This is a genomic window from Mycobacterium sp. OTB74, from assembly GCF_029892685.1.
Classification (GTDB): domain Bacteria; phylum Actinomycetota; class Actinomycetes; order Mycobacteriales; family Mycobacteriaceae; genus Mycobacterium.
The window spans coordinates 57,234-83,908 of record NZ_JARXVD010000007.1; the positions used below are offsets into that span (position 1 = coordinate 57,234).

27 protein-coding genes are annotated in these 26,675 nt (G+C 65.7%); 13 read left to right on the forward strand and 14 right to left on the reverse strand.

Annotated features, from left to right (window positions below):
• Positions 1 to 9 precede the first annotated feature (9 nt).
• The 4 genes from M2432_RS11760 to rfbC are packed head-to-tail and all read left to right on the forward strand — an operon-like array spanning position 10 to position 3,326.
• Positions 10 to 846, forward strand: coding sequence for an LLM class F420-dependent oxidoreductase (locus tag M2432_RS11760; protein ID WP_280826992.1), 837 nt, complete (start codon positions 10 to 12; stop codon positions 844 to 846).
• Between the two features lie 18 nt (positions 847 to 864).
• A complete protein-coding gene (locus M2432_RS11765) occupies positions 865 to 1,710 on the forward strand; it encodes an LLM class F420-dependent oxidoreductase (RefSeq protein ID WP_280826993.1) in 846 nt (281 codons plus the stop codon).
• A gap of 18 nt (positions 1,711 to 1,728) precedes the next feature.
• Positions 1,729 to 2,730: a dTDP-glucose 4,6-dehydratase gene (rfbB, locus tag M2432_RS11770; RefSeq protein WP_280826994.1), complete on the forward strand. Its 1,002-nt coding sequence runs from the start codon at positions 1,729 to 1,731 to the stop codon at positions 2,728 to 2,730.
• Positions 2,727 to 3,326 carry a dTDP-4-dehydrorhamnose 3,5-epimerase gene (rfbC, locus tag M2432_RS11775; RefSeq protein WP_280826995.1) on the forward strand — a complete coding sequence of 200 codons (600 nt, stop codon included), beginning with the start codon at positions 2,727 to 2,729 and terminating at the stop codon, positions 3,324 to 3,326. Before rfbB ends, rfbC begins: the two co-directional genes overlap by 4 nt.
• A 21-nt stretch (positions 3,327 to 3,347) precedes the next feature.
• Here the strand turns inward: rfbC and M2432_RS11780 are convergent, their stop codons facing one another.
• Both M2432_RS11780 and M2432_RS11785 read right to left on the reverse strand, forming a co-directional pair.
• Entirely contained in the window at positions 3,348 to 3,677 is a 330-nt protein-coding gene (locus tag M2432_RS11780; RefSeq protein ID WP_280826996.1) for a metalloregulator ArsR/SmtB family transcription factor, read from the reverse strand.
• Positions 3,678 to 3,971: 294 nt separating this feature from the next.
• Entirely contained in the window at positions 3,972 to 4,463 is a 492-nt protein-coding gene (locus tag M2432_RS11785) for a universal stress protein (protein WP_280826997.1), read from the reverse strand.
• A 235-nt stretch (positions 4,464 to 4,698) separates the two neighbouring features.
• On the opposite strand from M2432_RS11785, the gene M2432_RS11790 reads away from it, so the two are divergent.
• From M2432_RS11790 to mmsB, 3 genes are read left to right on the forward strand one after another with little or no spacing between them, the layout of a single operon-like run.
• The gene (locus tag M2432_RS11790) at positions 4,699 to 6,216 is read left to right on the forward strand and encodes a CoA-acylating methylmalonate-semialdehyde dehydrogenase (RefSeq protein ID WP_280826998.1); all 1,518 of its coding nucleotides are present in this window, start codon (positions 4,699 to 4,701) and stop codon (positions 6,214 to 6,216) included.
• A gap of 15 nt (positions 6,217 to 6,231) precedes the next feature.
• A complete protein-coding gene (locus tag M2432_RS11795) occupies positions 6,232 to 7,395 on the forward strand; it encodes an acyl-CoA dehydrogenase family protein (RefSeq protein WP_280827139.1) in 1,164 nt (387 codons plus the stop codon).
• 19 nt (positions 7,396 to 7,414) lie between these two features.
• The gene (mmsB, locus tag M2432_RS11800; protein WP_280826999.1) at positions 7,415 to 8,290 is read left to right on the forward strand and encodes a 3-hydroxyisobutyrate dehydrogenase; all 876 of its coding nucleotides are present in this window, start codon (positions 7,415 to 7,417) and stop codon (positions 8,288 to 8,290) included.
• A 14-nt stretch (positions 8,291 to 8,304) separates the two neighbouring features.
• On the opposite strand, the gene M2432_RS11805 is transcribed toward mmsB, so the two are convergent.
• A complete protein-coding gene (locus tag M2432_RS11805; protein WP_280827000.1) occupies positions 8,305 to 9,111 on the reverse strand; it encodes an HAD-IA family hydrolase in 807 nt (268 codons plus the stop codon).
• Between the two features lie 127 nt (positions 9,112 to 9,238).
• Between M2432_RS11805 and M2432_RS11810 the strand changes: the two genes are divergently transcribed.
• Together M2432_RS11810 and M2432_RS11815 are read left to right on the forward strand one after the other, a co-directional pair.
• Positions 9,239 to 9,907: a response regulator transcription factor gene (locus M2432_RS11810; protein WP_280827001.1), complete on the forward strand. Its 669-nt coding sequence runs from the start codon at positions 9,239 to 9,241 to the stop codon at positions 9,905 to 9,907.
• Complete coding sequence (locus M2432_RS11815) at positions 9,904 to 11,130, forward strand: GAF domain-containing sensor histidine kinase (RefSeq protein WP_280827002.1); 1,227 nt, start codon at positions 9,904 to 9,906, stop codon at positions 11,128 to 11,130. The genes M2432_RS11810 and M2432_RS11815 overlap by 4 nt, the downstream gene beginning before the upstream one ends.
• On the opposite strand, the gene M2432_RS11820 is transcribed toward M2432_RS11815, so the two are convergent.
• The 10 genes from M2432_RS11820 to secY form a co-directional block, all read right to left on the reverse strand.
• The gene (locus M2432_RS11820) at positions 11,127 to 11,633 is read right to left on the reverse strand and encodes a MarR family transcriptional regulator (RefSeq protein ID WP_280827003.1); all 507 of its coding nucleotides are present in this window, start codon (positions 11,631 to 11,633) and stop codon (positions 11,127 to 11,129) included. The two genes, M2432_RS11815 and M2432_RS11820, sit on opposite strands and share 4 nt — an antisense overlap.
• A gap of 27 nt (positions 11,634 to 11,660) precedes the next feature.
• Positions 11,661 to 12,686, reverse strand: coding sequence for an aminotransferase class I/II-fold pyridoxal phosphate-dependent enzyme (locus tag M2432_RS11825; RefSeq protein WP_280827004.1), 1,026 nt, complete (start codon positions 12,684 to 12,686; stop codon positions 11,661 to 11,663).
• Positions 12,683 to 13,693: a 3-oxoacyl-ACP synthase III family protein gene (locus M2432_RS11830; protein ID WP_280827005.1), complete on the reverse strand. Its 1,011-nt coding sequence runs from the start codon at positions 13,691 to 13,693 to the stop codon at positions 12,683 to 12,685. Before M2432_RS11830 ends, M2432_RS11825 begins: the two co-directional genes overlap by 4 nt.
• 7 nt (positions 13,694 to 13,700) lie before the next feature.
• Positions 13,701 to 14,348: an SRPBCC family protein gene (locus tag M2432_RS11835; protein WP_280827006.1), complete on the reverse strand. Its 648-nt coding sequence runs from the start codon at positions 14,346 to 14,348 to the stop codon at positions 13,701 to 13,703.
• Positions 14,329 to 16,041, reverse strand: coding sequence for a thiamine pyrophosphate-dependent enzyme (locus M2432_RS11840; RefSeq protein WP_280827007.1), 1,713 nt, complete (start codon positions 16,039 to 16,041; stop codon positions 14,329 to 14,331). The genes M2432_RS11835 and M2432_RS11840 overlap by 20 nt, the downstream gene beginning before the upstream one ends.
• 72 nt (positions 16,042 to 16,113) lie before the next feature.
• Positions 16,114 to 16,854 carry a zf-HC2 domain-containing protein gene (locus tag M2432_RS11845; RefSeq protein WP_280827008.1) on the reverse strand — a complete coding sequence of 247 codons (741 nt, stop codon included), beginning with the start codon at positions 16,852 to 16,854 and terminating at the stop codon, positions 16,114 to 16,116.
• A complete protein-coding gene (locus M2432_RS11850) occupies positions 16,851 to 17,366 on the reverse strand; it encodes a sigma-70 family RNA polymerase sigma factor (protein WP_280827009.1) in 516 nt (171 codons plus the stop codon). Before M2432_RS11850 ends, M2432_RS11845 begins: the two co-directional genes overlap by 4 nt.
• A 52-nt stretch (positions 17,367 to 17,418) precedes the next feature.
• Positions 17,419 to 18,222: a type I methionyl aminopeptidase gene (gene map, locus M2432_RS11855; protein WP_280827010.1), complete on the reverse strand. Its 804-nt coding sequence runs from the start codon at positions 18,220 to 18,222 to the stop codon at positions 17,419 to 17,421.
• Between the two features lie 30 nt (positions 18,223 to 18,252).
• On the reverse strand, positions 18,253 to 18,798 hold the full coding sequence (locus tag M2432_RS11860; protein WP_280827011.1) for an adenylate kinase: 546 nt from the start codon (positions 18,796 to 18,798) through the stop codon (positions 18,253 to 18,255).
• On the reverse strand, positions 18,795 to 20,120 hold the full coding sequence (gene secY / locus M2432_RS11865) for a preprotein translocase subunit SecY (protein WP_280827012.1): 1,326 nt from the start codon (positions 20,118 to 20,120) through the stop codon (positions 18,795 to 18,797). Before secY ends, M2432_RS11860 begins: the two co-directional genes overlap by 4 nt.
• A 292-nt stretch (positions 20,121 to 20,412) precedes the next feature.
• On the opposite strand from secY, the gene M2432_RS11870 reads away from it, so the two are divergent.
• The 4 genes from M2432_RS11870 (at position 20,413) to M2432_RS11885 (ending at position 24,175) form a co-directional block, all read left to right on the forward strand.
• Entirely contained in the window at positions 20,413 to 21,342 is a 930-nt protein-coding gene (locus tag M2432_RS11870) for a class I SAM-dependent methyltransferase (protein ID WP_280827013.1), read from the forward strand.
• A 12-nt stretch (positions 21,343 to 21,354) separates the two neighbouring features.
• Positions 21,355 to 22,257 carry a class I SAM-dependent methyltransferase gene (locus M2432_RS11875; RefSeq protein ID WP_280827014.1) on the forward strand — a complete coding sequence of 301 codons (903 nt, stop codon included), beginning with the start codon at positions 21,355 to 21,357 and terminating at the stop codon, positions 22,255 to 22,257.
• A 27-nt stretch (positions 22,258 to 22,284) separates the two neighbouring features.
• Positions 22,285 to 23,193 carry a class I SAM-dependent methyltransferase gene (locus M2432_RS11880; RefSeq protein WP_280827015.1) on the forward strand — a complete coding sequence of 303 codons (909 nt, stop codon included), beginning with the start codon at positions 22,285 to 22,287 and terminating at the stop codon, positions 23,191 to 23,193.
• Positions 23,194 to 23,254: 61 nt separating this feature from the next.
• Positions 23,255 to 24,175 carry a class I SAM-dependent methyltransferase gene (locus M2432_RS11885; protein ID WP_280827016.1) on the forward strand — a complete coding sequence of 307 codons (921 nt, stop codon included), beginning with the start codon at positions 23,255 to 23,257 and terminating at the stop codon, positions 24,173 to 24,175.
• Between the two features lie 174 nt (positions 24,176 to 24,349).
• Here the strand turns inward: M2432_RS11885 and sppA are convergent, their stop codons facing one another.
• Positions 24,350 to 26,128 (reverse strand): signal peptide peptidase SppA, encoded by a 1,779-nt coding sequence (gene sppA, locus M2432_RS11890; RefSeq protein ID WP_280827017.1) that lies wholly within the window; start codon positions 26,126 to 26,128, stop codon positions 24,350 to 24,352.
• Positions 26,129 to 26,675 lie beyond the last annotated feature (547 nt).

The window sequence follows — 26,675 nt, forward strand, 5'->3', positions numbered from 1 at the left end:
GACCTCACCATGACGGACTCCTCCCCCGATCTCGGACGTTTTGGTGTATTCGGCCGCGGCGCCACCCCCGAACAAGCCCAACAAATCGAAGCGCTCGGTTACGGCGCCCTGTGGGTCGGCGGTTCTCCGCCGGCTGAATTGGATTGGGTCGAGCCGATCCTCGCCGCGACCACGACGTTGCAGGTGGCCACTGGCATCGTCAATATCTGGACCGCGCCGGCCGATGCCGTCGCCAAATCGTTCCACCGCATCGATGCCGCATACCCCGGGCGATTCCTGCTCGGTATCGGCGTCGGACACCCCGAAGCGCATACGGAGTACCGCAAGCCCATGGACGCGCTGTCCGAATACCTCGACAAGCTCGATGAGCACGGCGTCCCGAAGAACCGCCGCGTGGTGGCGGCGCTGGGTCCGCAGGTGCTCAAGCTGTCGGCTCGGCGCAGCGCCGGCGCACATCCGTATCTGACCACCCCGGAGCACACCGCGCAGGCCCGCGAGATCATCGGCCCCGACGCTTTCCTGGCCCCGGAACACAAGGCTGTACTCACCACCGACGCCGAGCGCGCCCGGGCGATAGGTCGCAAGGCCCTGGAGATTTACCTCAATCTGAACAATTACCTCAACAGCTGGAAGCGGTTGGGGTTCACTGACTCTGACGTCGCCAAGCCGGGCAGTGACCGACTCGTCGATGCCGTGGTCGCCTACGGCGCCGTGGACGCGATCGCTGCCCACCTGCGGCAGCACCTCGATGCCGGCGCCAACCACGTGCCGGTGCAGGTGCTGACGTCGCCGGACAAGTTGATACCCGCACTGACCGAACTCGCGGGTCCCCTGGGCCTGCGCTAGCCGAGAGGGATTAAGCACATGACCCTGAATCTGGGTCGCTTTGGGGTGTGGACGTTTGGCGCCCCCAAACCCGAACAGGCCGCCGAGATCGAGAAGCTGGGCTACGGCGCTGTCTGGCCGGGCGGCTCGCCGGCCGCCGACCTGGCGTTTGTCGAACCGATCCTGGCCGCGACCGAGCATCTGACGGTGACCACCGGCATCGTCAACGTCTGGACTGCGCCGGCGGCAGAAGTCGCCGAGTCCTACCACCGCATCGAGGCCGCGTATCCGGGCCGGTTCGTACTGGGGGTCGGCATCGGTCACCCCGAGCACACCCAGGAGTACCGCAAGCCGTACGACGTGCTGGTGGAATATCTCGACGAGCTGGACGCAGCCAATGTCCCAGTCGCCCGCCGAGTGCTGGCCGCGCTGGGCCCCAAGGTCCTGCGGTTGGCCGCCGATCGCAGCGCCGGTGCACACCCGTACCTGACCACCCCGGAGCACACCGCGTCAGCGCGCAAGCTGATCGGACCGGACGTGTTCCTGGCGCCCGAGCACAAGGTGGTGCTCACAGATGGATCTGCTGAGGGTGCCGAGCAGGCCCGCGCCATCGGCCGCAAGACCGTCGACTTCTACCTGAATCTCAGCAACTACCTGAACAACTGGCGTCGGCTGGGCTTTGCCGAAGAGGACATCGCCAAGCCGGGCAGCGACCGACTGATCGACGCGGTGGTGGCACACGGGACCCCGGAAAACGTCGCCACCCGACTGACCCAGCATCTGGACGCGGGTGCTGATCACGTGACCATTCAGGTGCTCGGCGGCTGGGACAAGCTGGTGCCGACCCTGACAGCACTGGCCGGGCCGCTGAGTTTGAAGGGGTAGCCCGTTAGAGTTGGACCCATGCGGTTGCTGGTCACCGGTGGGGCGGGCTTCATCGGGTCGAATTTTGTGCACAGTGCGGTGCATGACGGCATTGCCGTCACTGTGCTCGATGCGCTGACCTACGCGGGCAGCCGAGAGTCGCTTGCCCCTGTCGCGGACGCCGTCGAGCTGGTGCATGGCGACATTGCCGATGCCGATCTCGTCGACGAATTGGTCGCCGGTCTGGACCCGGAACGCGACGCAGTCGTGCACTTCGCCGCGGAGAGCCATGTCGACAATGGGTTGGCCGACCCGGGACCGTTTGTACAGACCAATGTCGTGGGTACGTTCACCATCCTGGAGGCCGTGCGCCGCAACGGAATCCGACTGCACCACGTATCCACCGACGAGGTGTACGGCGACCTGGAACTCAACGACCCCGCCCGGTTCACCATGGCCACTCCTTACAACCCGTCGAGCCCGTACTCGTCGACCAAAGCCGCAGCCGATCTGCTGGTGCGGTCCTGGGTTCGGTCCTACGGGGTGCGCGCGACGCTGTCGAACTGCTCCAACAACTACGGCCCGTATCAGCACGTGGAGAAGTTCATTCCACGACAGATCACCAACCTGCTGACCGGCCGTCGCGCCAAGCTGTACGGCACCGGGGCCAACGTGCGGGATTGGATCCACGTGCACGACCACAACCGGGCAGTGCGCCGCATCCTCGAGCAGGGCACCATCGGCCGCACGTACCTGATCGGCGCCGATGGCGAGCGGGACAATCTGTCGGTGCTGCGTACGCTGCTGCGCTTGATGGACCACGATCCGGACGACTTCGACCACGTCACCGACCGGGTTGGCCACGACCTGCGGTACGCGATCGACCCGAGCGCACTGCGGGACGAATTGGGTTGGCGCCCCGAGCACACCGATTTCGAGGCCGGGTTGTCGGCCACCATCGACTGGTATCGCAACAACGAATCCTGGTGGTTCCCAATGAAAGACGCAGCCGAAGCAACCTACGACCGGCGCTGCCGGTGACGGTACGCGAACTCGCCGTGCCGGGCGCGTGGGAGATCACTCCCCGCGTGCTCACTGACGACCGCGGGCTGTTCTTCGAGTGGTTCAACGACTCGGAGTTCACCGAGATGACCGGACACCGCCTGGACCTACGGCAGGCCAATGTGTCGGTGTCCGCCAGAGGTGTCCTGCGTGGCCTGCACTTCGCGCAACTGCCGCCGAGCCAGGCCAAGTATGTGACGTGCCTGCGCGGCGAGGTGTTCGACGTGGTGGCCGATGTCCGGGTCGGCTCACCGACCTTCGGGAGCTGGGACGCCGTAGTACTGGACGACAAGCACCGTCGCTCGGTGTACCTGTCCGAGGGCTTGGCCCACGGTTTCCTTGCGCTGCAAGATGATTCGACGGTGGCCTACATGTGCTCGGCCGGTTACGACCCGCTGCGTGAGCACACCATCAATGCCGCCGATCCGGCCATCGGTATCGAGTGGCCGGGCGGCACGACCACGCTGTCCGAGCGCGACGCGGCGGCACCGAACCTGGCCGAGGTTGCCGCCGCCGGGCTGCTGCCCAGCTGGGACGAGGCCACGGCTTTCGTCGCGCAGCTGCGCCAACACTGAGTTAGTGATCCCGTAACAGTTTCAGCGTGCCAGTCGGGCCACCACCGGCTGGCCCATGTGCGCGACCAGCGAGCCTCGCACCATGTCGACAACCTTGCTGTCAGTGACGACATAGACCCGCCGCTTGCCATGCCGACTGTCCCGCACCAGACCGGCGAGCTTGAGCTTGCTCAGGTGGTGACTCACGGTCGCGACGGACTGCTCGGTCTCCTCGGCCAGGGTGCTGACATCGCGGGCACCTTCGGACAGCAGCCACAGGATGTGTAGGCGCACCGTCGCCGCGAGCAGCCCGAACGTCGAGGCCGCCTCCTGCAGGTCCAGCGCCGACGGACCCACGGGGTTGGGCTCCATGCTGCGCAGCGTCACAACCCCTCCGATTCCCCACGTGACAAACCGTTAGCACGCCAGCCTGATACCCATAGGGATCACTGTGAGCTGACTGAGTGTCGAGCATACTTGCACAACCGTTTGACGGTCCATCGATCCCCGCTGCGGACCGCAGCCCAACACCACGCGCGCGCTCGTATTCCCAACCCGACAGCCGTGTTCTCAACGGCGAAAAACCGTGGCTGCGAATATCTTTCGAAATCGCCCGCCAGGCGGTCTTGCCCATCCACGCACTGGTCGTACGTGCAAGCGGCTCGGTCAGCTGACGGTGTGCACGATCAGGATGTCGATCTTGGCCTTGCGCGCGACGTCTGCGGGCACCGAACCCAGCAGCCGTCCAGCCGCTGAGTCCAACCCGACGTCGCCGACCACCAGCAGATCAGCCTCGACTTCCTTGGCCAGCTTTATCAGCGCTTCGACGGGCGCCCCGACAACCGCCCGTTCTTCGATATCTTTGGCACCGGCGACGCCGGCGCGGTCACGGGCCTCGCGCAGGATTTCGTATACGCTCGCGTCGCCGTGCATCCGGTAGCCGCTCTCGCGTCCGAGGGCGTCCTCAGCGCGGCGATCGGCCGACGGGTCCGGTGACGGTGGCCGTGACCAGCTGCCCTTCTCGGTTTGATGGAAATGCGCAGTCGCGACTATGAGCTTCGCACCCTGCCGCGCCGCGAACACGCCGGCCCGCTCGACCGCCTTCATTGACGAGTCCGAGCCGTCGGTCCCCACAAGGACCGTCCGATAGGCACCCATGGCGTCTCCTTACAGTCGTGGCGGGCATCAAGACATTAGCGTGCGCTAGGCGCTCAACGCTGCGATTTGAAGCCCGCGTTAGCCGCGCGGGTTCCAGATTGCGCCAGCGTCTCACCGAAACCTCGGTCCGCAGCCCGGGGTCTTGCGCGGATCGATCCCCTATTACTAGGATGTCCTAGTAATGTCTGGGCGGTCGCCCAGCGCTCATCACATCGCTTTCGCCAAGGGACTCCCAATGACCACCATCCCGCACTTCATCAACGGCCAGCGCACCACCGGGCAGTCCACCCGTACCGCTGACGTGCTCAACCCCAGCACCGGGGCAGCCCAGGCCCAGGTGGCCATGGGCGGGGCCGCCGACATCGATGCCGCTGTGGCCGGCGCTGTTGTGGCACAACGAGAGTGGGCTGCCTGGAACCCGCAGCGCCGGTCCCGGGTGCTGATGAAGTTCGTGGAACTGGTCAATCAGAACAAAGATGAATTGGCCCAGATGCTCAGCCTGGAGCACGGCAAGACCTTCGAGGACTCGCTCGGCGACATCCAGCGTGGTGTCGAGGTCATCGAGTTCGCCATCGGCATCCCCCACCTGATGAAGGGTGAATACACCGAGAGCGCCGGCACGGGCATCGACGTGTACTCCCTGCGCCAGCCGCTCGGCGTCGTCGCCGGCATCACGCCGTTCAACTTCCCGGCCATGATCCCGCTGTGGAAAGCCGGCCCGGCGCTGGCGTGTGGCAACGCCATCATCATCAAGCCCTCCGAGCGCGACCCCTCGGTGCCGCTGCGACTGGCGGAACTGTTCATCGAGGCCGGGTTGCCCGCCGGTGTGCTGCAGATCGTCAATGGCGACAAGGAAGCCGTCGACGCCATCCTGCACCACCCGGACATCCAGGCTGTCGGCTTCGTCGGCAGCTCGGACATCGCGCAGTACATCTATTCGACCGCCGCGGCCAACGGAAAGCGCTCGCAGTGCTTCGGCGGCGCCAAGAACCACATGATCGTGATGCCCGACGCCGACCTGGACCAGGCCGTCGACGCGCTGATCGGCGCCGGCTACGGCAGCGCCGGCGAACGCTGCATGGCCATCAGCGTCGCGGTTCCCGTCGGCGAAGAGACCGCAAACCGGTTGCGCAACAAGCTCGTTGAGCGCATCAACCAGCTGCGGGTCGGGCACAGCCTGGACCCGAAGGCCGACTACGGCCCACTGGTCACCGGCGCAGCGCTGGAACGCGTGCGCAACTACATCGGCCAGGGCGTGGACGCCGGTGCCGAGCTCGTCGTCGACGGCCGCGAGCGCGCCAGCGACGATCTCACTTTTGATGACGCCGATCTGTCCAACGGTTACTTCATTGGGCCCACTCTGTTCGACCACGTCACCCCCGAGATGTCGATCTACACCGACGAGATCTTCGGCCCGGTGCTGGTCATGGTGCGGGCGCACGACTACGAGGAAGCCCTGCGGCTGCCGTCGGAGCACGAGTACGGCAACGGCGTCGCGGTGTTCACCCGCGATGGCGACACCGCACGCGACTTCGTCTCCCGGGTGCAGGTGGGCATGGTGGGCGTCAACGTCCCGATCCCGGTTCCGGTGTCCTACCACAGCTTTGGCGGTTGGAAGCGGTCCGGATTCGGTGACCTGAACCAGTACGGAACGGCCTCGATCCAGTTCTACACCAAGGTCAAGACCGTCACCTCACGGTGGCCTTCGGGCATCAAGGATGGCGCAGAGTTCTCCATCCCCACCATGCAGTAGGGACCGGCCTTGAGCATCGACCTCTTCGGGCTGGATGACGACGAACGCGTGATCGCCGAGACGGCGGCCGCGTTCGCCGAAAAGCGGCTGGCGCCAAACGCATTGGAGTGGGACGCTGAGGAGCACTTCCCCACCGATGTGCTGCGGGAGTCCGCCGAGCTGGGCATGGCGGCCATCTACTGCAGCGACGACGTCGGCGGCACCGGCCTGCGCCGGCTGGACGGAGTGCGGATCTTCGAGCAGCTGGCCACCGCCGATCCGACCATCGCGGCCTTCATGTCGATCCACAATATGTGCGCATGGATGGTGGACAGCTACGGAACCCCCGAGCAGCGCAAGAACTGGCTGCCCAAACTGGCTTCGATGGAGGCCATCGCCAGCTACTGCCTGACCGAGCCGGGCGCCGGCAGTGACGCGGCGGCCTTGCGCACCAAGGCCGTTCGGGATGGCGACCACTACGTGCTGGACGGGGTGAAACAGTTCATCTCCGGCGCAGGCGTTTCGGACGTCTACGTGGTGATGGCCCGCACCGGTGCCGAAGGACCCCGGGGCATCTCGGCGTTCATCGTTGAAAAGGGCACGCCTGGACTGAGTTTCGGCACGAACGAGGAGAAGATGGGCTGGCATGCTCAGCCCACCGCGCAGGTGATCCTGGAAGGCGTGCGCGTGCCGGCCGAGGCCATGCTCGGCGGCCCCGAGGGTGAGGGCACCGGGTTCTCCATCGCGATGAACGGCCTCAACGGCGGCCGGATCAACATCGCGGCGTGCTCGCTGGGCGGGGCGCAAGCGGCCTACGACAAGACGGTGCGCTACCTGGCCGACCGGCAGGCGTTCGGCGGTGCGCTGATCGATGAGCCCACCATCCGGTTCACCCTCGCCGACATGGCCACCGCGTTGGAGACCTCGCGAAACATGTTGTGGCGTGCGGCAATTGCGCTGGACACCAACAATCCGCGCAAGGTCGAGCTGTGCGCCATGGCCAAGCTGCATGTCACCGAGGCCTGCTTCACCGTGGCCGACCAGGCGCTGCAACTGCACGGCGGCTACGGGTATCTGCGTGAGTACGGATTGGAAAAGATCGTCCGCGACCTGCGGGTGCACCGCATCCTGGAGGGGACGAACGAGATCATGCGTGTGGTGATCGGGCGGGCCGCCTCGGCCGCCGGTAAGACCGCATAGCGCACAAGGAAGGACTTCGATGTCGACTATCGCGTTCCTGGGCCTGGGCAACATGGGTGGTCCCATGGCCGCCAACCTGATCGCCGCCGGGCACACCGTGCACGGCTTCGACCCGGTGCCGGCCGCGGCTCAGGCAGCACGTGACACCGGCGTGGTGACCTTCGATTCCGGTACCCAGGCCGTCGCGGGAGCCGACGTCGTCATCACCATGCTGCCCAACGGCGAGCTGGTGAAACGCTGCTACGCGGACATCCTGCCCGCGGCCGAGCCCGGTGCGCTGCTGATCGACTCGTCCACCATCTCGGTCGACGATGCCCGTGAGGTACACCGGCAGGCCCTCGAACACGGCTTCGCCCAACTGGACGCCCCGGTGTCAGGCGGGGTGAAAGGCGCAGTGGCCGGGACGCTGGCGTTCATGGTCGGTGGCGAGACCGACGCCTTCGAGAAGGGCCGCGCGGTGCTCGAACCGATGGCCGGCAAGATCATCCACTGCGGCGACCCGGGGGCCGGCCAGGCCGCCAAGGTGTGCAACAACATGGTGCTGGCGGTGCAGCAGATCGCCGTCGGTGAAGCCTTCGTGCTCGCCGAGAAATTGGGCCTGCCGGCGCAATCACTCTTTGATGTCATCACCGGCGCAACGGGCAACTGCTGGGCGGTGCACACCAACTGTCCGGTGCCTGGACCGGTGCCGACGTCGCCGGCCAACAACGACTTCAAGCCCGGTTTCGCCACCGCGTTGATGAACAAGGACCTGGGCCTGGCCATGGCCGCGGTGAACTCAACCGGGTCGAAGGCACCGCTGGGCAGGCACGCCGCGGAGATCTATGCCAAGTTCGCGGACGAGCACGCCGACAAGGACTTCAGCGCCGTGATCGAGACGCTGCGCGCGGACTGAACGGCCGCAATCGGTCAGGCAGCAGGCCTGCTGTGGGCGGCCCACCAATGCCCGTGCAGGCGTTGGCATTCGGCGATACCGAACGGGTCGGTGCCGGCGAAGTCCGCCCGAACCCCGACGGCCGCCGGGATGTGTGGCGTGCCGTCTCCGGTGACGACGACGGTCGCCAGACCGGCCGCTGTGGCAGCCCGCAGCCCCGACGCCGATCCGGTGATGGCGAGGGCATTCTCAGCGCGAATCCCGAACTCCCCCAGGGCATGATTGAATGCCTCGCGATTCGGCATCGGCTTCTTCACATCGTCAGCGGTGACAACCGTCTCGACCAACCCGTCGCCGACCAGTTGGCGGACCAACGGCTGGGCCCAGCTACGCGGGCCACTGGTCACGACGCCGACACCTACGCCGGCGACGAAGGCGTCCATCACCAGATCCAGCAGACCGGGGCGCGGCGCAAGATCGGCACCAAGGATCGTCTCCTCGGCAAGCATCGCCTTGGTCCGGCAGATTTGGGCGGCAAGCCGTTCGGTCAGCACATCGCACTCGGTGTCGATGCAACGCTTGCGCAGTTCCGCCAGGACCCGCTGGTGTTCCTCGCGCAGTGCCAGCAGCTGCCGGTAGCGAGCTACGGTCCAGCTGACGTTCAAGCCGTGCGCGGCGAAAGCGGCATTGAACGCCACCCGATGGCCGTCGCATTCGATGTCAGCTAGGGCGTCGAGGTCGAAGATCACCGCGCGCAATGGATACAGCTCGGGTTTCATCGACGTGGCGGCGTCCCACCAGAAGCGTCCTGCGCGCCACGTACTCTCTTGCGTTGTTGACACCCCAACAGAGTGGCCCGCGTCACTCCGCGTGGTCTTCCCCCAATTGGGGGATTGGCGAGGCCAAAATGTGGAGCCGGCCCCGCGCGGTTCCTCTACCTCGCAAAATGACCGGTCTTAAGGTGGTGATATGACGGCTGGAACCAGTCCTCCGGTACGTCTCGTGCTTGTCGATGACCACGAGATGGTCATCGAGGGCCTCAAAGCGATGCTGGCAGCCTTCGCCGAGCGGGTCACGGTCGTCGGCCAGGCGGTCGGCGCCGAACGCGCGCTGGCAGTTATCGACGACCTCGACCCGGACATCGTGCTGTGCGACGTCCGCATGCAGGGGTTCAGCGGGTTGGACCTGTGCCAGGAACTGCGCAAGCGGACCCCGCAGCGCAAGGTCGTGATGCTGTCGGTCTACGACGACGAGCAGTACCTCTTCCAGGCCCTCCGAGTCGGCGCCGCGGGTTACCTGCTGAAGAGCATCAGCAGTGACGAACTCGTGCGCCAACTGGAGTTCGCGCACAGTGGGAAAACCGCGATCGACCCGGGGATGGCCGCCCGGGCCGCCGATACCGCGGCACGCATGCAGCGCGACGAGTTCTGGCCCGGCGCGCGCCAGGGACTCACCCAGCGGGAGAGCGAGATCCTGTCGTTTGTCGTCAATGGGCTGTCCAACCGCGCCATCGCGGGCAAGCTCGTCATCGGCGATGAGACGGTCAAGAGCCACCTCAGCTCGATCTACCGCAAGCTCGGCGTCAGTGACCGCACCGGCGCCGTCGCCACCGCACTGCGGGAAGGCATCTACCAATGAAACCGGGAGCTAATCAGCCCAACGCCGTTCGTGACCTGGTCAGCGCCGACCGCGAACTCGTGCTGCTGCGCGAGCTGATCCAGGCGGCGTCCAGCGGACCAGGCGTCGAACCATTGGCCGCGGCGGCAGCCAGAATGATCACCGAAGCCACCGGCACCGACGTGTGCTTCGTGCACGTGCTCGACGACACCGAACGATCGCTGACGTTGACCGGCGCCACCCCGCCGTTCGATCAGGAGGTCGGCAAGATCCGACTGCCGCTGGGCGAAGGGGTGTCGGGTTGGGTGGCCAGCCACCGCGAGCCCGTCGTGATCAGCCACGACAAGGAATCAGACCCGCGGTACCGCCCGTTCGAGTCGCTGCGCGGCTCCGATTTCACCTCGATGGTGTCCGTACCGATGGAAACCGACCCGGGCGGTCTGGTCGGGGTGCTCAACGTGCACACCGTGGCGCGTCGCGAGTTCAGCTCCGGTGATGTGGAGCTGTTGCTGGTGATCGGGCGGCTGATCGCGGGGGCCCTGCATCAGGCCCGGCTGCACCGCCAGGTGGTGGCCCGCGAACGCGCCCATGAGAACTTCGTCGAGCAGGTGATTCAGGCGCAGGAGATCGAACGGCGACGGTTGGCAGGCGACATCCATGACGGCATCTCACAACGGCTGGTGACGCTGTCCTACCGGCTGGACGCGGCCAGTCGTGCGGTCGGCTCGGACCCGGCCATCGTCGCGGAGCAACTCGCCATGGCCCGCGAGTTGGTGGACCTGACCCTCGGCGAGGCGCGGGCGGCCATCAGCGGGCTGCGGCCGCCAGTGCTCGACGATCTCGGTCTGGCCGGTGGGTTGGCCAGCCTGGCCCGTTCCATCCCGAGCCCCGACGTCGACGTCGACCTCGACGACGTGCGGTTGCCCGACCACATCGAACTGGCACTGTACCGGATCGCCCAGGAGTGCCTGCAGAACGTCGTCAAGCATGCGCAGGCGACCAACGCACGGTTGGCCTTCACGGCCGATGCCGAGCGTGCGAAGCTCGAAATCATCGACAATGGAATCGGTTTCGATACGTTCGAGCATCCGCTTGGCGCTGACGAGATGGGTGGTTACGGGTTGCTGTCCATGGCCGAGCGGGCCGAGATCGTCGGCGGACGGTTGAACATCCGGTCCCGGCCGGGGTCGGGCACCATCGTCACCGCGACCATTCCGCTCACCACCGTCCGCGAGCAGACCTAGAAATCGCCGGCATTGCGGCGGAGCGTCTCGATCGCTTTCACCAGCGCCGCGGCCTGGGCGTGCGGCATCCCGACATCGGCGAACACCTCTTTGTTGAGGGTGACCGTGGCGTCTTCGACGGTGGACCGGCCCAGCGAGGTCAATTGCACCAGCGTGGTACGGCCGTCGGTGGGGTGCGGGACCCGCTCGACCAGGCCGTCCGCCTCCAATCGACGGATGGCGTGGGTGACGCTGGTGACGTGTACCTGCAGGCGATCCGAGGCTTTGGTGATGGGGAGTGCGCCGCTGCCACTGAAGGCCAGTAATCGCAGGAGTTCGTAGCGCGAGAAAGTCAAATCGTATGGGCGCAGCGAATTTTCGACTCGAGCCAGCAGGATTTGATGAGCCCGCATCACCGAGGTCACGGCAACCATGCCGTCGGCGACATCACCCCAGCCGGCGCGCTCCCAGTTGACACGGGCCCGCGCGATCGGGTCGCGCGAAGTCCCTGGGTCAGTGCTCACGCCCTAATTCTTACCGCATGGGCCGCGTTAACCCCGGGCAATCGCCGCCAGCACCGCCCGCGACGACTGAGCGTCCCCCACAGTGATCCGGACCCCACCGTTGGCGTAGGTCCGCACTCGTGGACCGCCCTCGGCGAACACCTCACCCCACGCGCGCGCACCGGCCGGCAGATAGACGAAGTTGGCATGGCTGTCGGTGCAGTACACCCCCATCGCCCGTAGCCGCGTCCGAAGCCGTGCGGCCTCGGTGTTGATCATCCGAATACGTTGCTGCAGTTGATTTTCTGCGTCATAGGACGCCGCGACCGCAACCAGACCGGTGCTACCGACTCCGAACGGCAACTGCATGCTCCACAACGGCCGGGCCAGCGCAGGCGCGCACAGACCATAACCGATGCGCAAACCAGCCAACCCGTAAGCCTTCGAAAATGTCCGAACTACAACAAGATTCGGGAATCTGTCCAGTAGCGCCGGAACGTCGACCTGCAACGCCGGCGACAGGAACTCGACATATGCCTCGTCGAGCACTACCACGGTGTCCGACGGCACCCGGCGCAGGAAGCGGATCAGGTCGGCCGCCGGTGCGACGGTGCCGGTCGGATTGTGTGGACGGCACACCACCACCACCCGAGCCCGCGCCGCGGCGTCGGCCATGGCATCGAGGTCATGGTGACCATGCCGGTCGAGCGCCACTGTCACCGACCGCAATCGGGCCAGATGAGCAAAGATCGGGTAGCCGTCGAACGTGGGCGTGGCCATCACCATGACATCGCCCGGGCTGGTGACAGCCTGCAGCGCTTGCACTATCACGCCGCTGGCCCCGGCCCCGATGAACACCTGCTCGTCGGAGACTCCGACGCGCCGCGCGATCAGTGCGCGCAACCGCTGCGGCAAGAACTCCGGATAACGGTTCGCAGAGCCTATCGAGGCCGCCAGAGCCGCCCGTACCGCGGGCAGCGGCGGGAAGGGATTCTCGTTGAGCGACAACGCCAATGGGTCGACCGCGGCCGGCAGTGACTCGACAGCTTCGGACAATGCGTAGCTGGCGGTCATCGCCGCCCACCCCATCGCACCGCGGCGGCACCGGCGAAATCACCGGCGTGCGCGAAAGCGGCCATCATGATCAGATCGCCCTCTGCGACCTGACCTTCGGAGATGGCGCGGTCCAGGTTCACCGGGATGCCCGCAGCGAACAAGTTGCCGCATTCGTCAAAGGTGTCACGGTGCTTCTCTGCCGGTATTTCCAGCGCGTCACGCCAGTTACGCAGGAACGCCCGGTTCGGCTGGTTGGTGACCAGTAGGTCAATATCCTTGGGCTGCACACCGATCCGGTCGCACACCGCATAGGACACCTCCGGGACCTGGCGGTTACCGCGAGCCAGGACCTTGGTGATCTTGCTGTCGGTGAACCCGATGCTGGCTTCCCCCGGCCCCGGCTGCCACCACTTGCGTGGCGGGTCGATGGCAATGGTCATGTCTCCGGCGTACTCGCCGTAAGTGCGGCACTCGATGTCCAGGATCGGTGAAACATCTGATACCGCAACCAGTCCGACGGCTGCGCCATCGCCGGGCACGGACGCTTGAGCCTTGCGCCGTATGGTCGGCTGGTCGAAAACCTGTCCTGCGGAGTTCTGTGCGACCGCGATCAGTGCGGTCCGTCCCTCACCTGAGGCCAGCAGCTGCCGAGCCAGCTTCAGCCCGAGCACGAATGCCGCACAGCCACCGTTGTGCAGGTCGATCACCCAATTCGGCTTCATCCCAAGCCGATTCGCCATGCCGCCGCCTCCGCCGTAGAACGGCATGTCCGGCAGCTGGGTGTGGGTGATCAGCACATCAACCTCAGCCAGCACGTCGGGACCATGCCGTTGCACCAGACGTTCGGCCGCACGCTGCACCATGTCGATGGCGGTTTCATCGGCGCCGACATGGTGCCGGAACCGCGGTGCACGAAACATCACGTTGTCCCGCAGATCGTCGGTGTCGGCGAACTGCGCGTAATAATCGGCACCGACCGGTTGGCCCGGCAGGTAGGTCGATACATCTAGAAGGCTCACGGTCATGAGTTGCTCATTTCATCCAGGCCGGGGTAACCGGCAGGCCATTGTGGTGCCGGTATTCGGCAATCGCTTTGAGGTTGTCCAGTTCCAGGCGATGGCCGGCCCCGAACATGTCCCAGAAGTCCCCGACCCACACTGGGCGCTTCGGCGGTGCAGTCTCGGGATATGGGTTGTCGTCGTAGAACGGGTGGTGGCAGTTGGTCCACAGGACTACCGACCCCGGCTTGTTCAGCACGGTCTGCGCATCGACCACGCGCATCAGGTAGATCATCCACAAGTGCTTGCCCTGGTCCCAGGCGCAGTGGTAATCGACGGTCATGGCCTCGCGGTTTGCGATTGTGCGCGTGTATATTTCGGTTTCCGAGCCGAGCCTGTCGTAGGCCAGCCACAGGCCCGGCTCGTCGGTGGGGGTGAACCCGCGCAGGCTGTAGGTCCATTCCTCCAGGCTGCGCGTGTCGGACAGGTAGTCGAACAGCTCGTCCGGCGGGCAGTCGACGTAGTCGTTGACGGTGCAGTATTCACCGAAGACCACGTCGTGCGGATAGACCGACCGCATCATGTCCATGATGATCGGGGTGGCCTTCTCCCTCGGTGCGTTTTCGATACGGACAACGCCGTCGAGTGGCACGGCGATATCGTCAAGCGCGGGCAGCGACATGTTCGGGACTCTCTTTCTGTGCGATCTGGGCAGGTGCGAGAAATGGTGCGAACGGCGGGATTTCGTCGGCCGAGCATTCGACACTGACCACCGACGGGCCGTCCAGGCTGAGTGCTTCGACCAATGCACCTGGCAGCCGGTGGAATTCACTGACATCGACCGAATGCAGGCCCGGGAACATCGCCGACAACCCGGCTCCGAGCCGGCTCGGAGCGAACCGGTTGTAGCTGTACCGATCGCCGTAGAACAACTGCTCGCGGGTGACACACATGGCGTGCGCGTTGTTGTTGAACAGCACCACGGTGATGGGCAGTCGGTACTGCACCGCGGTGTGCAGTTCCATACCGTGCATGAAGAATGAGCCGTCACCAGCCACCACCACGGTGCGATATTGCGCCCCTGCGTCTTTCGCACGCGCCAGGCACATCCCGATGCCGGCTCCGAAGCTGTAGCCCATGCCACCCATGCCGAGCGCCACCACGAAGCGGCCGGCCCGGCGCACGGGCAACTGGTGGATGGCGGCCGCACCAGTGTTGCCGGCATCCACCACCACGTCCGAGCCGATGGGCAGGACATCATCGAGCACAGTCATCGCATCGCGGTATCGGATCCCCGCCCCATGATGGGCCGGTGGCTGCAATTCATGCTGCGGGAGTGGTTCCAGTACCCGCAGGCCGTGTGGCCGTCCCGCCCCGCTGAGTTGGGCGGTGAGCAGTGACAATGACTGCCGCAGATCCGTCGAATCCACATGTGCGCATGGCACATACGGCGGTGCCGCGCCGAGCGACAGGGTCTGTACGCCGGCCAGCGCATCGTCCAGGCCCGCCCGGGCGGTCACCGACAGCCGGGTGCCGACCAGCAGGCACACCGCGCTTCGCGACACCGCGTCGGCGACGCGTGGATGGCCCATCACGCCGGTGACTCCCAGCCATGACGACTGCCCCTGACCGGGTGAACCGCTGACGTCCTTGGCGTCGGGCACGGTGGCGACCCAGGCCCGCAGCACGGCCCGCAACTGTTCGAGCTCGCGGCGCGCATCATCGCGCGCCACCTGCTCACCGGCGATGATCGTCACCGGGCCGAGTGCGCGGCGTACCGCGTCGGCGATCACCCGAGGATCGGTGACCATCGAACTGTGCACGGCTGCAACAGGTTCGACGGGTTCTGCGGTGTCAATCTCCGCCTGCTGGATGTCCTTGGGCAACAGCAGCACAGCCGGTCCGCCGGCCCGCGCCGCAGCCAGTGCCTCTCGCAACGCCCCGACGATATCCCCGGGCCGGGTTACCCGGCGGCAGTACACAGATACCGCCGAGAACACCGCGAACGCATCCAGGGAACCGCTCATGCCGCTGGTGTCCTGGAAGCTGCCACGTCCGTCGAGCGCCATCGGCGGCTGCCCAACCAGCGCCAACACCGGAACCCGACTGGTCAGCGACTCCCCCAGCGCGGCAACGAGATTCAGGCTGCCGCCGCCGGAGGTCGCCGCCACCACGCCAACCTCCGAGCTGGCCCGGCTGTACCCGTCGGCCATGGTGGCCGCAGAGAACTCGTGCTTGGCCAGTATCGCGGTGACGTCCGCGGACAGGAACGCCGCATCAAATAGATCCTCTATGTTGGCGCCGTCGACGCCGAAGATGTATTCGATACCCGACGCCGCCAACTGCCCGACGATGTGGTCCACCACCCGGTCCATCTGTCACCCGCTTCCGCTCGTCTTGCAAGTGACACGAGACGGATCGGTGCACGGTTCACCGTGACAGCAGATTTACAGGTTGCGCTCCAGCAATACCTTGCCGTTGTCCGTGGAAACCAGTTGCACTGCAGCGATTTCCGAGACCTGCATCGGGGTGTTTCCGCTGGGTAGAGCCGTTGCGCCGGACATACCCAACCAGGTGGCGATCTGCTGGTGGCTACCGTCGTGGCCCACCACGACCATGCCCAGGTTGCTCGGCGGGGCGGCCGGGCCGCTGGACCAGTCACCGTAGCTGCAGGCCATGTCGATCCGGGTGCCCCAGCTGTAGGCGCTCAATGCGATGGTGGCGTTGAACGGGGTCGGCACCACCTGCTTCATGGGCAACTGCTGCGCCTCGACCTGGGTTGTTCCACCGAAGCCGAACACCTCGGGCCGGACGGCGACTACCGCCCCCACCGCAAGTACCGCCGCTGCGATGCTCGCGCCCGTGACTGTCACCCACCGGGTCCGGCGACGCCGCCAGCGCACCTTGGCCAGCAGCGTGTCCAGTACCTCGGGCCGAAGCGGCGGATCGGAGTTCTCGTCCGCCTGCGCCGACATGGCCTCCACATCTGCAGCGTCTACCATGGCCAGCAGCGCCGGGATATCGCCGATCTCGGCCGTTGCCGACCGGCAACCGAGGCACGTCTGTAGGTGCGCCTCGTACTCTCGGTGCTCGTCATCGGACAATGCGCCCAGTACGTACGCGGCATCCCAGGTGGCATACCGGTCGTCGTCGGCGCGCCCGATGGGAACGGCATCGTAGGCGTTCATCGAGTCACCCCCATTTCCTGCAAGTTCAGGCGCAGAGCGCGCACTGCATAGTGCAGGCGCGACTTCACTGTGCCCTCGGCGATCTGCAATTCGGTCGCGATCTGCGCGACACCCTGCCCCCGGTAGTAGGCCCGTTCGATAACTGCGCGGTGGTCGACCGACAGTTGGCTCAGCGCCTCGGTGATCAGCATCTGGTCCAACCTGGCGTCGATCTCGTCGGGCCCAGGTCGGTCGGCGGCGGTCTCCACCTGGGGCGACGCGGTCTCATGGCGCCGGCGGGCGCTGCGTTGTTCGTCGATAATCAGGTTGCGGGCGACGGTGTACAACCATGCCCGCGGGGACTGCTCGGAGTCGGTGAGGACGGACGGGTGCTGCCATGCGCGCAGCAACGTTTCCTGCACGACGTCTTCGGCTCGCGCCGCGTCGCTGGTGAGCCGCAGGGCATATCTCCACAGTGCTCCGGCGTGCTCGTCATACAGGACCCGCATCATCGCGGCCTCCGGATCGCTCATTCACCTACCCTCCGTCGAGATAACGACGTAGAAGGCGATCCGGTTCATCATCTCAGCTTTGCGGCAGAGTGAGTACCCTTGGTCCGTTTTCGGTGACTGCCACCGTGTGTTCCCAATGCGCGGCCCGTGAACCATCGGCTGTCACCACGGTCCATTCGTCGTCCAGAATGACTGTCTTTGTGGTGCCCAGAGTCAACATCGGCTCGATGGCCAACACCGAACCTACCTCCAGGTAAGGACCGCGGCCGGGAGATCCCTCGTTGGGCAGAAAAGGATCCATGTGCATCTCACGGCCAATGCCGTGACCGCCGTAATTGGCCACGATCCCGAACTTGCGGTCGTAGCGCGCCTCGGCTGCGTGGGTGCCCTTCTCGATGGCATGCGAGACGTCGGTCAGCCGGTTGCCCGGCAGCATCGCAGCAATGCCGGCCTCCATGGACTCCCGGGTGGCAGCCGACAGGTTTTCATCGGCATCGATCAGCGGTCCGACACCGAACGTGACCGCTGAGTCTCCGTGCCATTCGTCCAGAATTGCGCCGCAGTCGATGGACACCAGGTCGCCACTCGCCAGCACCTCACCGACGGTGGGAATGCCATGCACCACACGGTCATTCACCGACGAGCAGATGCTGGCCGGAAACCCGTGATAGCCCAGGAACGACGGGATGCCGCCGCCGTCACGGATGACGGATTCGGCGATCTTGTCCAGGTCCAGGGTGGAGACCCCGGGGACAGCGGCTGCGCGGACGGCGGCCAGAGCCGCGGCCACCAGCCCACCGGCGGCTGCCATCGCGTCAAGCTCACCAGAGGTGCGCTGGGCGACGACCTTGCGGCCACGCCGAGGCAGTCCGATCACGGCTTTACCGACCTTGTTCCAATCGCGGCGTTACCGACCGAGCGCGTGCAGCGCCCGGCTGAACACCTCATCGAGTTCACCGACGGCGTCGACACTGCGGAGCTCGTCGCGGTAGTAGTCCAGCAGCGGGGCGGTCTCGTCCCGGTACACCTTCATCCGGTTCAGGATGACCTCTTCGGTGTCGTCGGCGCGACCGCGGCCCTTGAGCCGGTTGAGCAACTCAGACTCCGAGACCCGAAATTCCAGGACGGCGTCCAGCTTGAGGCTGCGCTTGGCCAGCATCTCCCGCAGCGCCTCGGCCTGCTCCACCGAGCGCGGGAAGCCGTCGAGGATGAATCCGCCCGCGACATCGGGCGCATTGAGCCGGTCGTCGACCAGCTCGTTGGTCAGCTTGGCCGGCACCAGTTCCCCGGCGTCCAGGTATTTCTTGGCCTCTACACCGAGCGCAGTGCCATTGCTGATGTTGCTGCGGAACAAGTCTCCGGTGGAAATCTGCGGGATCCCGAGCTTCTCGGCCAGCTTCTCCGCCTGGGTACCTTTGCCCGCGCCGGGCGGTCCGAGCAGCACAATTCTCACTTAAGGAACCCTTCGTAGTTGCGTTGCATCAGCTGGCTCTCGATCTGCTTGACCGTATCCAGGCCCACGCCGATCATGATCAGCACCGCGGTACCGCCGAACGGCAAGTTCTGCACGCTACCGGAGTTGCCCATCTGCAGGAACAAGTTCGGCAAGACCGCGATGACACCGAGGTAGATCGATCCCGGCAAGGTGATCCGGTTCAGCACATAGCGCAGATAATCCGCGGTCGGCTTGCCCGGCCGGATACCGGGGATGAAGCCACCGAACTTCTTCATCTCGTCGGCCCGCTCGTCCGGGTTGAACGTGATGGACACGTAGAAGTAGGTGAAGAAGATGATCAGCCCGAAGTAGATCGCGATGTAGACCGGATCGGCGGGGTTGGTCAGGTACTTCGCGACGGCCTTGTCCCACCAGCCGTTGCCCGGGGTGGACCGGCCCGACTCGACCAGCTGGGTGATCAGGTGCGGTATGTAGATCAGCGACGAAGCGAAGATGACCGGGATGACGCCGGCCTGGTTGACCTTCAGCGGCAGGTACGTGGAGGTACCCCCGTACATGCGGCGGCCGACCATGCGCTTGGCGTACTGCACGGGGATGCGCCGCTGGCCCTGCTCGACGAAGACCACACCGACGATGATCGCCAGCGCCGAGACGCACACAGCGGCCAACACCAGGCCGCCGCGGCTCTGCAGGATGGTCTGGCCTTCAGACGGGATACGGGCGGCGATACCGGCGAAGATCATCAGCGACATGCCGTTGCCGATGCCACGCTCGGTGACCAGCTCACCCATCCACATGACCAGAGCTGCCCCGGCCGTCATCACCAGCACGATCACGACCAGCGAGAAGATGGCGGTGTCCTGGATGATGTTCAGCGAGCAGCCCTGCAACAGACCGCCGTTGGCGGCAAGCGCCACGATCGAAGTGGCCTGCAGGACCGCCAGGGCGATGGCCAGATAACGCGTGTACTGCGTCATCTTGACCTGGCCGGCCTGGCCTTCCTTGCGCAGCTCCTCGAAGCGCGGAATGACCACGGTCAGTAGCTGCACGATGATGCTGGCGGTGATGTAGGGCATGACGCCGACCGCGAACACCGTCAGGTGCAGCAGCGCACCACCGGAGAACAGGTTGATCAGCGAGTAGACCTGGGCTGAGTCACCACCACTGACCTGCTCGACGCACTTCTGCACGTTCTGGTAGTTCACCCCGGGGGAAGGCAGCGAAGCCCCGACCCGATACAGGATGACGACACCCAGCGTGAAGAGGATCTTGCGTCTGAGATCGGCCGTCCGCAGCGACGAGATGAAAGCCGAAAGCACTCTTCCTCCTGCGCAGCCGAGCTCTGGCCGCGGCGTGCTAATGGGGCTGGTCAGGTCCAGCGTTTGGTTAAGTCGTGCGCGACCGACCGTCAAGCTCATGGCCTGCGCGGGCGCGCCGTCAAATCAGTCTACGAGAGTAACAGTTACTACTTGCACGGCCCGCATCCGAGGGATGTGAGGAGGGCGGAACCGGCGTCACCGGCACTTTCAGACTTGAGGCGTACAGTCGCTAGCAGGTTGTTACACAAGCTAACTACCGACTTGAGAGCCATGCCCAGCACAAGGAGAGACGATGCCACGCACTGATAACGACACCTGGGATCTGGCCTCTAGCGTGGGCGCCACCGCCACTGCCGTGGCCGCCGCCCGCGCGCTGGCCACCCACGCCCAGGACCCGATCATCGACGACCCATTCGCCGCGCCACTGGTGCGCGCCGTTGGCGTCGAGTTCTTCACCAGCCTGGTTGACGGCACCGCGGACTTCGAGAAGCTGGACGGCGACGACGGCGTCGGCATCTCACAGTTCGCCAACGGTATGGCCGCCCGCACCCGATTCTTCGACGACTTCTTCCACGACGCCACCCACGCTGGAATCCGGCAGGCCGTCATCCTGGCCTCCGGCCTGGATTCCCGCGCCTACCGGTTGTCCTGGCCGGCCGGCACCGTCGTCTACGAGATCGACCAGCCCGAGGTCATCGCGTTCAAGACCAAGACGCTGTCCGAACTGGGCGCAGGCCCGACCACCACGCGTCGGACGGTGGCGATCGACCTGCGCGAGGACTGGCCGTCGGCACTGAAGGCCGCCGGTTTCGATCCGACCCAACCGACCGCCTGGATCGCCGAGGGGCTGTTCGGCTATCTGCCGCCAGATGCCCAGGACCGGCTGTTGGACCAGGTGTCCGAATTGAGCGCCCCGGGCAGCCGGATCGGCGCAGAGGGAGTTGCCTCCGCACAAGCCCTCGACGTAGACGCCGCACGTGAGCGCATGAAGGCGGTGTCCGACCGCTGGCAGGCAAGCGGCTTCGACCTGGACTTCACCGATCTGGTCTTCCTGGGCGACCGCGCCGACGTCACCACCTACCTGCAGGGCCACGGCTGGGGCACCACCGCGGTGAGCTCCAACGACCTGCTGGTCCGTAACGGGCTGCCGCCCATCGTGATCGACCCGGACCGTGAGCCGGCCTCCTTCGACGGCGTTTCCTACATCACTGCCACGAAATAAGAGGGGTATCCCATGGCACGAACCGAAGGTGATAGCTGGGACCTGGCCTCGAGCGTGGGGGCGACCGCCACCATGGTGGCCACCGCCCGAGCGCTGGCCAGCCGGGAAGCCGATCCGTTGATTCGCGATCCATACGCCGATCCGCTGGTGCGGGCAGTGGGCTTGGACTTCTTCACCAACCTGCTGGATGGGCAGATCGATGCCACCGACGAGGTCGGCGACGTCGCGACCATGATGACCTCGCTGATGGCGGTCCGTACCAAGTTCTTCGACGACTTCTTTCTCGGTGCGGCCGACGCAGGTGTCCGGCAGGCCGTCATCCTGGCCTCGGGACTGGACTCGCGGGCCTACCGGCTGCCCTGGCCCGCCGGCACCGTGGTCTACGAAATCGACCAGCCCGAGGTGATCGGCGCCAAGACCGCGGCCATGACGCAGATCGGCGCCTCGGCCACCTGCGAACGCCGCACGGTGGCCGTCGATCTTCGCGACGACTGGCCTGCCGCACTCAAGGCCGCCGGCTTCGACGCGTCGGCACCCACCGCGTGGAGCGCGGAGGGACTGTTGATCTACCTGCCGCCGGAAGCACAGGACAAGCTCTTCGACAACATCACTGCACTGTCGGCACCCGGCAGCCGGCTGGCCACCGAATACCACACCGACCACGGCGCCGGCATGCGTCGGCGCAGCGAGTCGATGAGCGGTCGCTGGCGTGACCACGGGCTGGACCTGAACCTGACCGATCTCTGGTATCAGGGGGAGCGCAATTCCGTGATCGATTACCTGGACGGTCACGGCTGGCAGAGCACCGCACGACCTCGGCCCGAGATGTTCGCCGCCTACGGTCGCGCTTTTCCCGACACCGATGACGACGCGGCCCTACGTAATTCGCTCGCCGTCATCGCGAACAAGAAATAACGCCTGAGAAATAAGGAGATTACCGACATGGCACGTACTGATGGCGATTCCTGGGACCTGGCTTCCAGCGTCGGCGCCACCGCAACCATGGTGGCCGGGCAGCGCGCCCTGGCTCACCGTGAACATCTGATCGACGACCCCTACGCCGAGCCTCTGGTCCGCGCCGTAGGCCTGGACTTCTTCATCAAGGCCCTCGACGGTGAGCTCAAGCTCGACGACATCAACGCGAATTACACCCCGCGGCGCGCGGCCGAGGGCATGACGGTGCGCACCCGGTTCTTCGACCAGGTATTCATCGATGCCGCGGCCGCCGGCGTCCGGCAGGCCGTCATCCTGGCCGCGGGCCTGGACGCCCGCGCCTACCGGTTGTCCTGGCCGGCCGGCACCGTCGTCTTCGAGGTCGACCAGCCCGAGGTCATCGAGTTCAAGACGACGACCATGTCCGGACTGGGTGCGGCGCCCACCGCCGAGCGCCACACCGTGTCCATCGATCTGCGCGAAGACTGGGTTACGGCGTTGAAGGACAACGGCTTTGACCCCTCCGCACCGACCGCATGGATCGCCGAGGGCCTGTTGATCTACCTGCCGCCGGAGGCTCAGGACAAGCTGTTCGACAACATCACCGCACTGTCGGCGCGGGGCAGCTTCGTGGCCTGCGAGCAGATCGGCGACATGTCGAGCTTCGACGACGAACGGCACAAGGTGATGAGCGAGCGGATGAAGGCCCTCGGCTCGAACATCGAGATGACCGACCTGATCTACCAGGGTGAGCGCAACCACGTGGTCGACTATCTGGGCGAGCACGGCTGGGACGTCACCGCGACCTCGATGGAAGACGCCTACGCCGCCAACGGTTTTGAGTACCCCGACGACGAGATGTCCCGGGCCTTCAGCGACCTCAAGTACGTTCGCGCAAGGCTGACTCAGAAGAAGTAGTCGAGATGGCCACCGTCGTCGGTGGTCCGGTTACCTGTTCGCACGGCTGAAAGAGGCGGTAATGGCACGGGTGGCCGGCGACAGTTGGGATCTGGCATCGAGTGTGGGCGCGACGGCCACACTGGTGGCGACCGGTCGGGCCATAGCTAGCACCGCACCGCACGGGTTGATCAATGACCCGTTTGCGGCGCCGCTGGTGCGGGCCGTCGGGATAGATGCGTTCACCAAGATGGTCGACGGTGAACTGGATTTTGACGCCATCGAGGCCGTCGCCCCGCAGGCGGCGGCCCGGGCTCGGGCCAATATCGACGAGATGGCGGTTCGGACAAGGTTTTTCGACGACTACTTCATGACGTCTACCGATGGCGGTATCCGGCAGGCGGTGATCCTGGCCTCCGGCCTGGATGCCCGCGCCTACCGGCTGCCGTGGCCGGACAGCACTGTTGTCTACGAGATCGACCAGCCTGAAGTCATCGAGTTCAAGACGCGGACTTTGGCCGACATCGGCGCGTCGCCGACGGCAAATCGCCGGACAGTGCAGATCGATCTGCGGGAAGACTGGCCGACGGCGCTGCAGGAAGCGGGCTTTGATCCCGGCTTGCCGACAGCGTGGTGCGCCGAGGGTCTACTGATCTACCTGCCGCCGGAAGCCCAGGACCGGCTGTTCGACAACATCAACGACCTCAGTGCCCCCGGCAGTACCCTGGCAACCGAATTCGTGCCGGGGCTCGAGGATTTCGACCCGGACAAGGCTCGGGCCGCATCCGTCGGGTTCAGCCAGATCGGGTTGAACATGGACATGCCATCGTTGATCTATCACGGCGAAAGGCATTCCGCCGCAGACTATCTAGGAGCCAAAGGCTGGCAGATGAACGGCATCGCCCGATCAAATCTGTTCGCCCGCTACGGGTTACCCGTGCCCGATACGGGCGATGACGACCCGATGGGCGAAATCGTCTACATCAGCGGCGCTTTGGGCTGACCGGTTAGCTGCCGGCGACTGGGAGTACCGCCTCCGCGGTGACCGTGGGGCGATAGTCCAGCTCGTAGGCGATCGCAGAGCCCGCGTAGCGGACCTGCGTGGGCAACATCGCGGGAGTCTGACGTTACCGGTCCCGACCCAGGTGGACATCGACGGGTCACCGCGGCCTGAGCGTCAGAAGCGGTAGTCCCCCAACCAGAGCGCACTGACCCCCGTCACCGATCGCTCAACCTGGCCGAGCGCGCCCGCCAGCGAGCGGCCCATCAGTGCGGCGACGGCGTCCGGCAGTGACGCCGCCGCAGGCTGAGACGAAGCCTTGGGCCGGATGTAGTCCAGCAGCGCCGAACCCGGGTAACTGACCAATCGAACCTGCGTATCAACGTCCAATCCGGCCAGCACCTTGGCTCGTCTCACTGCAGTGCGCAACCCGCCCAGTTCATCGACCAAGCCGTGTTCCTGCGCGTCCGCACCGGTCCAGATCCGGCCCCGGGCCACCTTGTCGACGGCCGCCACAGCCATACCGCGGCCCTCGGCAACCCGCTGTACGAAGTCGGTGTAGAACAGGTCGGCTTCGGCGGTCACCTGTGCGTGCTGAGCCTCGGTGAACGGCTGGTTGGCCGACCAGGCGTCCGCATTGTCGTTGGTACGCACCGAATCCGAGCCGACGCCGAGACGTTCCTTGAGCCCGCGGGTGACCAACTTACCGGTCAGCACTCCGATCGACCCGGTGATGGTGCCGGGGTTGGCGACAATGTGGTCCGCGGCCATCGAGACGTAATAGCCGCCCGACGCCGCGACCGCACCCATCGAGGCCACCACGGGCTTACCGGACTCGCGCAGCCGCACCACCTCACGCCAGATGGTCTCCGAACCGGTCACCGCGCCGCCCGGGCTGTCCACCCGCAGTACGACAGCCTGCACGTCGTCGTCGGCTGCAGCCTCACGCAGCGCGGCGGCGACGGTGTCCCCGCCGGCACTGGACGGGCCGGGCGGAAAGACCGACGGGCCACCGCGGCCGCTGACGATGGCGCCATGCACGGTGACCACAGCGATGGTCGGCTTGTGTTTGCGTCCCGGAATCGACGACAGGTCCGGGAGGGAGCGGCCCGCCGTGGCGTGCGCGTAGCGCGTCAGGTACAGCCGGTCCGGCGCGTCATCACCATCGGGTTCTGTTGTGCCGCTGGTCAATTCGTTGATCCTGGCGTAGGCCTCGTCGCGGAAGCCGATCCGGTCCAGCAATTTGGCGCCGAGCGCATCGTCACGCAACAGCGGGGCGCGGTCGACCAGTTCGTCGAGTTCCTGCGCGTCGATGTCCCGGGATTCGGCGATGGCAGTCAGCACCTGCGCGTGCAGGCTCTCGATCAGCCTGCCGTCGGCCTCGCGGTGCTGCTCGGTGTAGCCGTCCTGAGTGAACATGTTGGCCGCCGACTTGTACTCGCCACGGGCCACGAACTGAGCTTCGATGCCGGCCTTGTCCAAAGCCCCGCGCAGGAACATGGCATTGGTGGCGAACCCGACCAACGCCACCGTGCCCGCCGGCTGCATCCAGACCTCGCCGAACGCCGAAGCCAAGTAATACGACAGAGTGCCGGGATACGTTTCGGCCCAGGCGATCGACGGCTTGACCGCGCTGAAAGCGGCGACGGCCTCACGCAGTTCCTGCACCGGACCGGCTGCCGCAGCAGGCAACTGGACACGGGCGATCAGCCCGGCCACCCGGTCGTCCTTGGCCGCACGGTGGATGGCGGCGACGGCGTCACCCAACAGCAGCGGCCGGTCCCGCCCGGTGACGAAGGCGATCGGATCGAATCCGCCTGTCTCCGGCGGTACCGAATGCAGGTCGAGTTCCAGCACGCAACCATTCGGCACGCCGTGGTGGCGGGCGGTGTCCACTTTGCGGACGATCGCGCGCAACTCGTCACTACCGGGCACGCTGGGCAGAAAGGAACGCATCCCCCGAGCCTACCTACCGCCGAGACGGACAGAGCGGCCGGAAAATACGAGTGAGAGCAGCCAATACGTCGATCTCGGTGATCGCCGCAACGGTATGCGGCGAGCAGTCATCGGCGTTATGCTCACCGTCTAATCAGCAGCCTCTGCTCACCCGGGAGCGAAATCGTGGCGAAGTTCAAATATGTTGCACCAGTGATCATCGCGGCATCGCTGCTTGCCGCAGCGCCTGCGCAAGCACAAACCTCGGGCAATACCAATTGTCGATTCTCTGGAGGGCTCGGGCCCAACGCCGCTTGTGCTACTGGACCTGTGGATGACGACTATTACGACGTCGTCTGGCCAGGCCGGTGGGGCTGGGGCTTCCACGGCGATGACGCTCTGCCCGGCATTTCGGCCGGCTTAGGCTGATTCAGCGACCTTCCGTCGATTCGCGCCTCCGGCGCGGAGCCAATTCGCGCCTCCGGCGCCGAGCCAATTCGCGCCTCCGGCGCGGCGGCACCGCATACGCAGAAGTGCCCCTGCCTAAATCGACAGGGGCACTTCCACT

What these genes read in the sequence shown, in the direction of transcription:
- M2432_RS11875 (WP_280827014.1), top strand. Translation starts at nt 21,355, where the DNA reads ATGGCACGAACCGAAGGTGATAGCTGGGACCTGGCCTCGAGCGTGGGG.
- M2432_RS11785 (WP_280826997.1), bottom strand. Translation starts at nt 4,463, where the DNA reads ATGGGTGCCTATCGGACGGTCCTTGTGGGGACCGACGGCTCGGACTCG.
- M2432_RS11835 (WP_280827006.1), bottom strand. Translation starts at nt 14,348, where the DNA reads ATGTCGCTGCCCGCGCTTGACGATATCGCCGTGCCACTCGACGGCGTT.
- sppA (WP_280827017.1), bottom strand. Translation starts at nt 26,128, where the DNA reads ATGCGTTCCTTTCTGCCCAGCGTGCCCGGTAGTGACGAGTTGCGCGCG.
- M2432_RS11840 (WP_280827007.1), bottom strand. Translation starts at nt 16,041, where the DNA reads ATGGACCGGGTGGTGGACCACATCGTCGGGCAGTTGGCGGCGTCGGGT.
- rfbB (WP_280826994.1), top strand. Translation starts at nt 1,729, where the DNA reads ATGCGGTTGCTGGTCACCGGTGGGGCGGGCTTCATCGGGTCGAATTTT.
- mmsB (WP_280826999.1), top strand. Translation starts at nt 7,415, where the DNA reads ATGTCGACTATCGCGTTCCTGGGCCTGGGCAACATGGGTGGTCCCATG.
- M2432_RS11845 (WP_280827008.1), bottom strand. Translation starts at nt 16,854, where the DNA reads ATGAACGCCTACGATGCCGTTCCCATCGGGCGCGCCGACGACGACCGG.
- M2432_RS11790 (WP_280826998.1), top strand. Translation starts at nt 4,699, where the DNA reads ATGACCACCATCCCGCACTTCATCAACGGCCAGCGCACCACCGGGCAG.
- M2432_RS11870 (WP_280827013.1), top strand. Translation starts at nt 20,413, where the DNA reads ATGCCACGCACTGATAACGACACCTGGGATCTGGCCTCTAGCGTGGGC.
- M2432_RS11810 (WP_280827001.1), top strand. Translation starts at nt 9,239, where the DNA reads ATGACGGCTGGAACCAGTCCTCCGGTACGTCTCGTGCTTGTCGATGAC.
- M2432_RS11815 (WP_280827002.1), top strand. Translation starts at nt 9,904, where the DNA reads ATGAAACCGGGAGCTAATCAGCCCAACGCCGTTCGTGACCTGGTCAGC.
- M2432_RS11880 (WP_280827015.1), top strand. Translation starts at nt 22,285, where the DNA reads ATGGCACGTACTGATGGCGATTCCTGGGACCTGGCTTCCAGCGTCGGC.
- M2432_RS11830 (WP_280827005.1), bottom strand. Translation starts at nt 13,693, where the DNA reads ATGACCGTGAGCCTTCTAGATGTATCGACCTACCTGCCGGGCCAACCG.
- M2432_RS11765 (WP_280826993.1), top strand. Translation starts at nt 865, where the DNA reads ATGACCCTGAATCTGGGTCGCTTTGGGGTGTGGACGTTTGGCGCCCCC.
- M2432_RS11885 (WP_280827016.1), top strand. Translation starts at nt 23,255, where the DNA reads ATGGCACGGGTGGCCGGCGACAGTTGGGATCTGGCATCGAGTGTGGGC.
- M2432_RS11760 (WP_280826992.1), top strand. Translation starts at nt 10, where the DNA reads ATGACGGACTCCTCCCCCGATCTCGGACGTTTTGGTGTATTCGGCCGC.
- M2432_RS11825 (WP_280827004.1), bottom strand. Translation starts at nt 12,686, where the DNA reads ATGACCGCCAGCTACGCATTGTCCGAAGCTGTCGAGTCACTGCCGGCC.
- M2432_RS11780 (WP_280826996.1), bottom strand. Translation starts at nt 3,677, where the DNA reads ATGGAGCCCAACCCCGTGGGTCCGTCGGCGCTGGACCTGCAGGAGGCG.
- M2432_RS11850 (WP_280827009.1), bottom strand. Translation starts at nt 17,366, where the DNA reads ATGAGCGATCCGGAGGCCGCGATGATGCGGGTCCTGTATGACGAGCAC.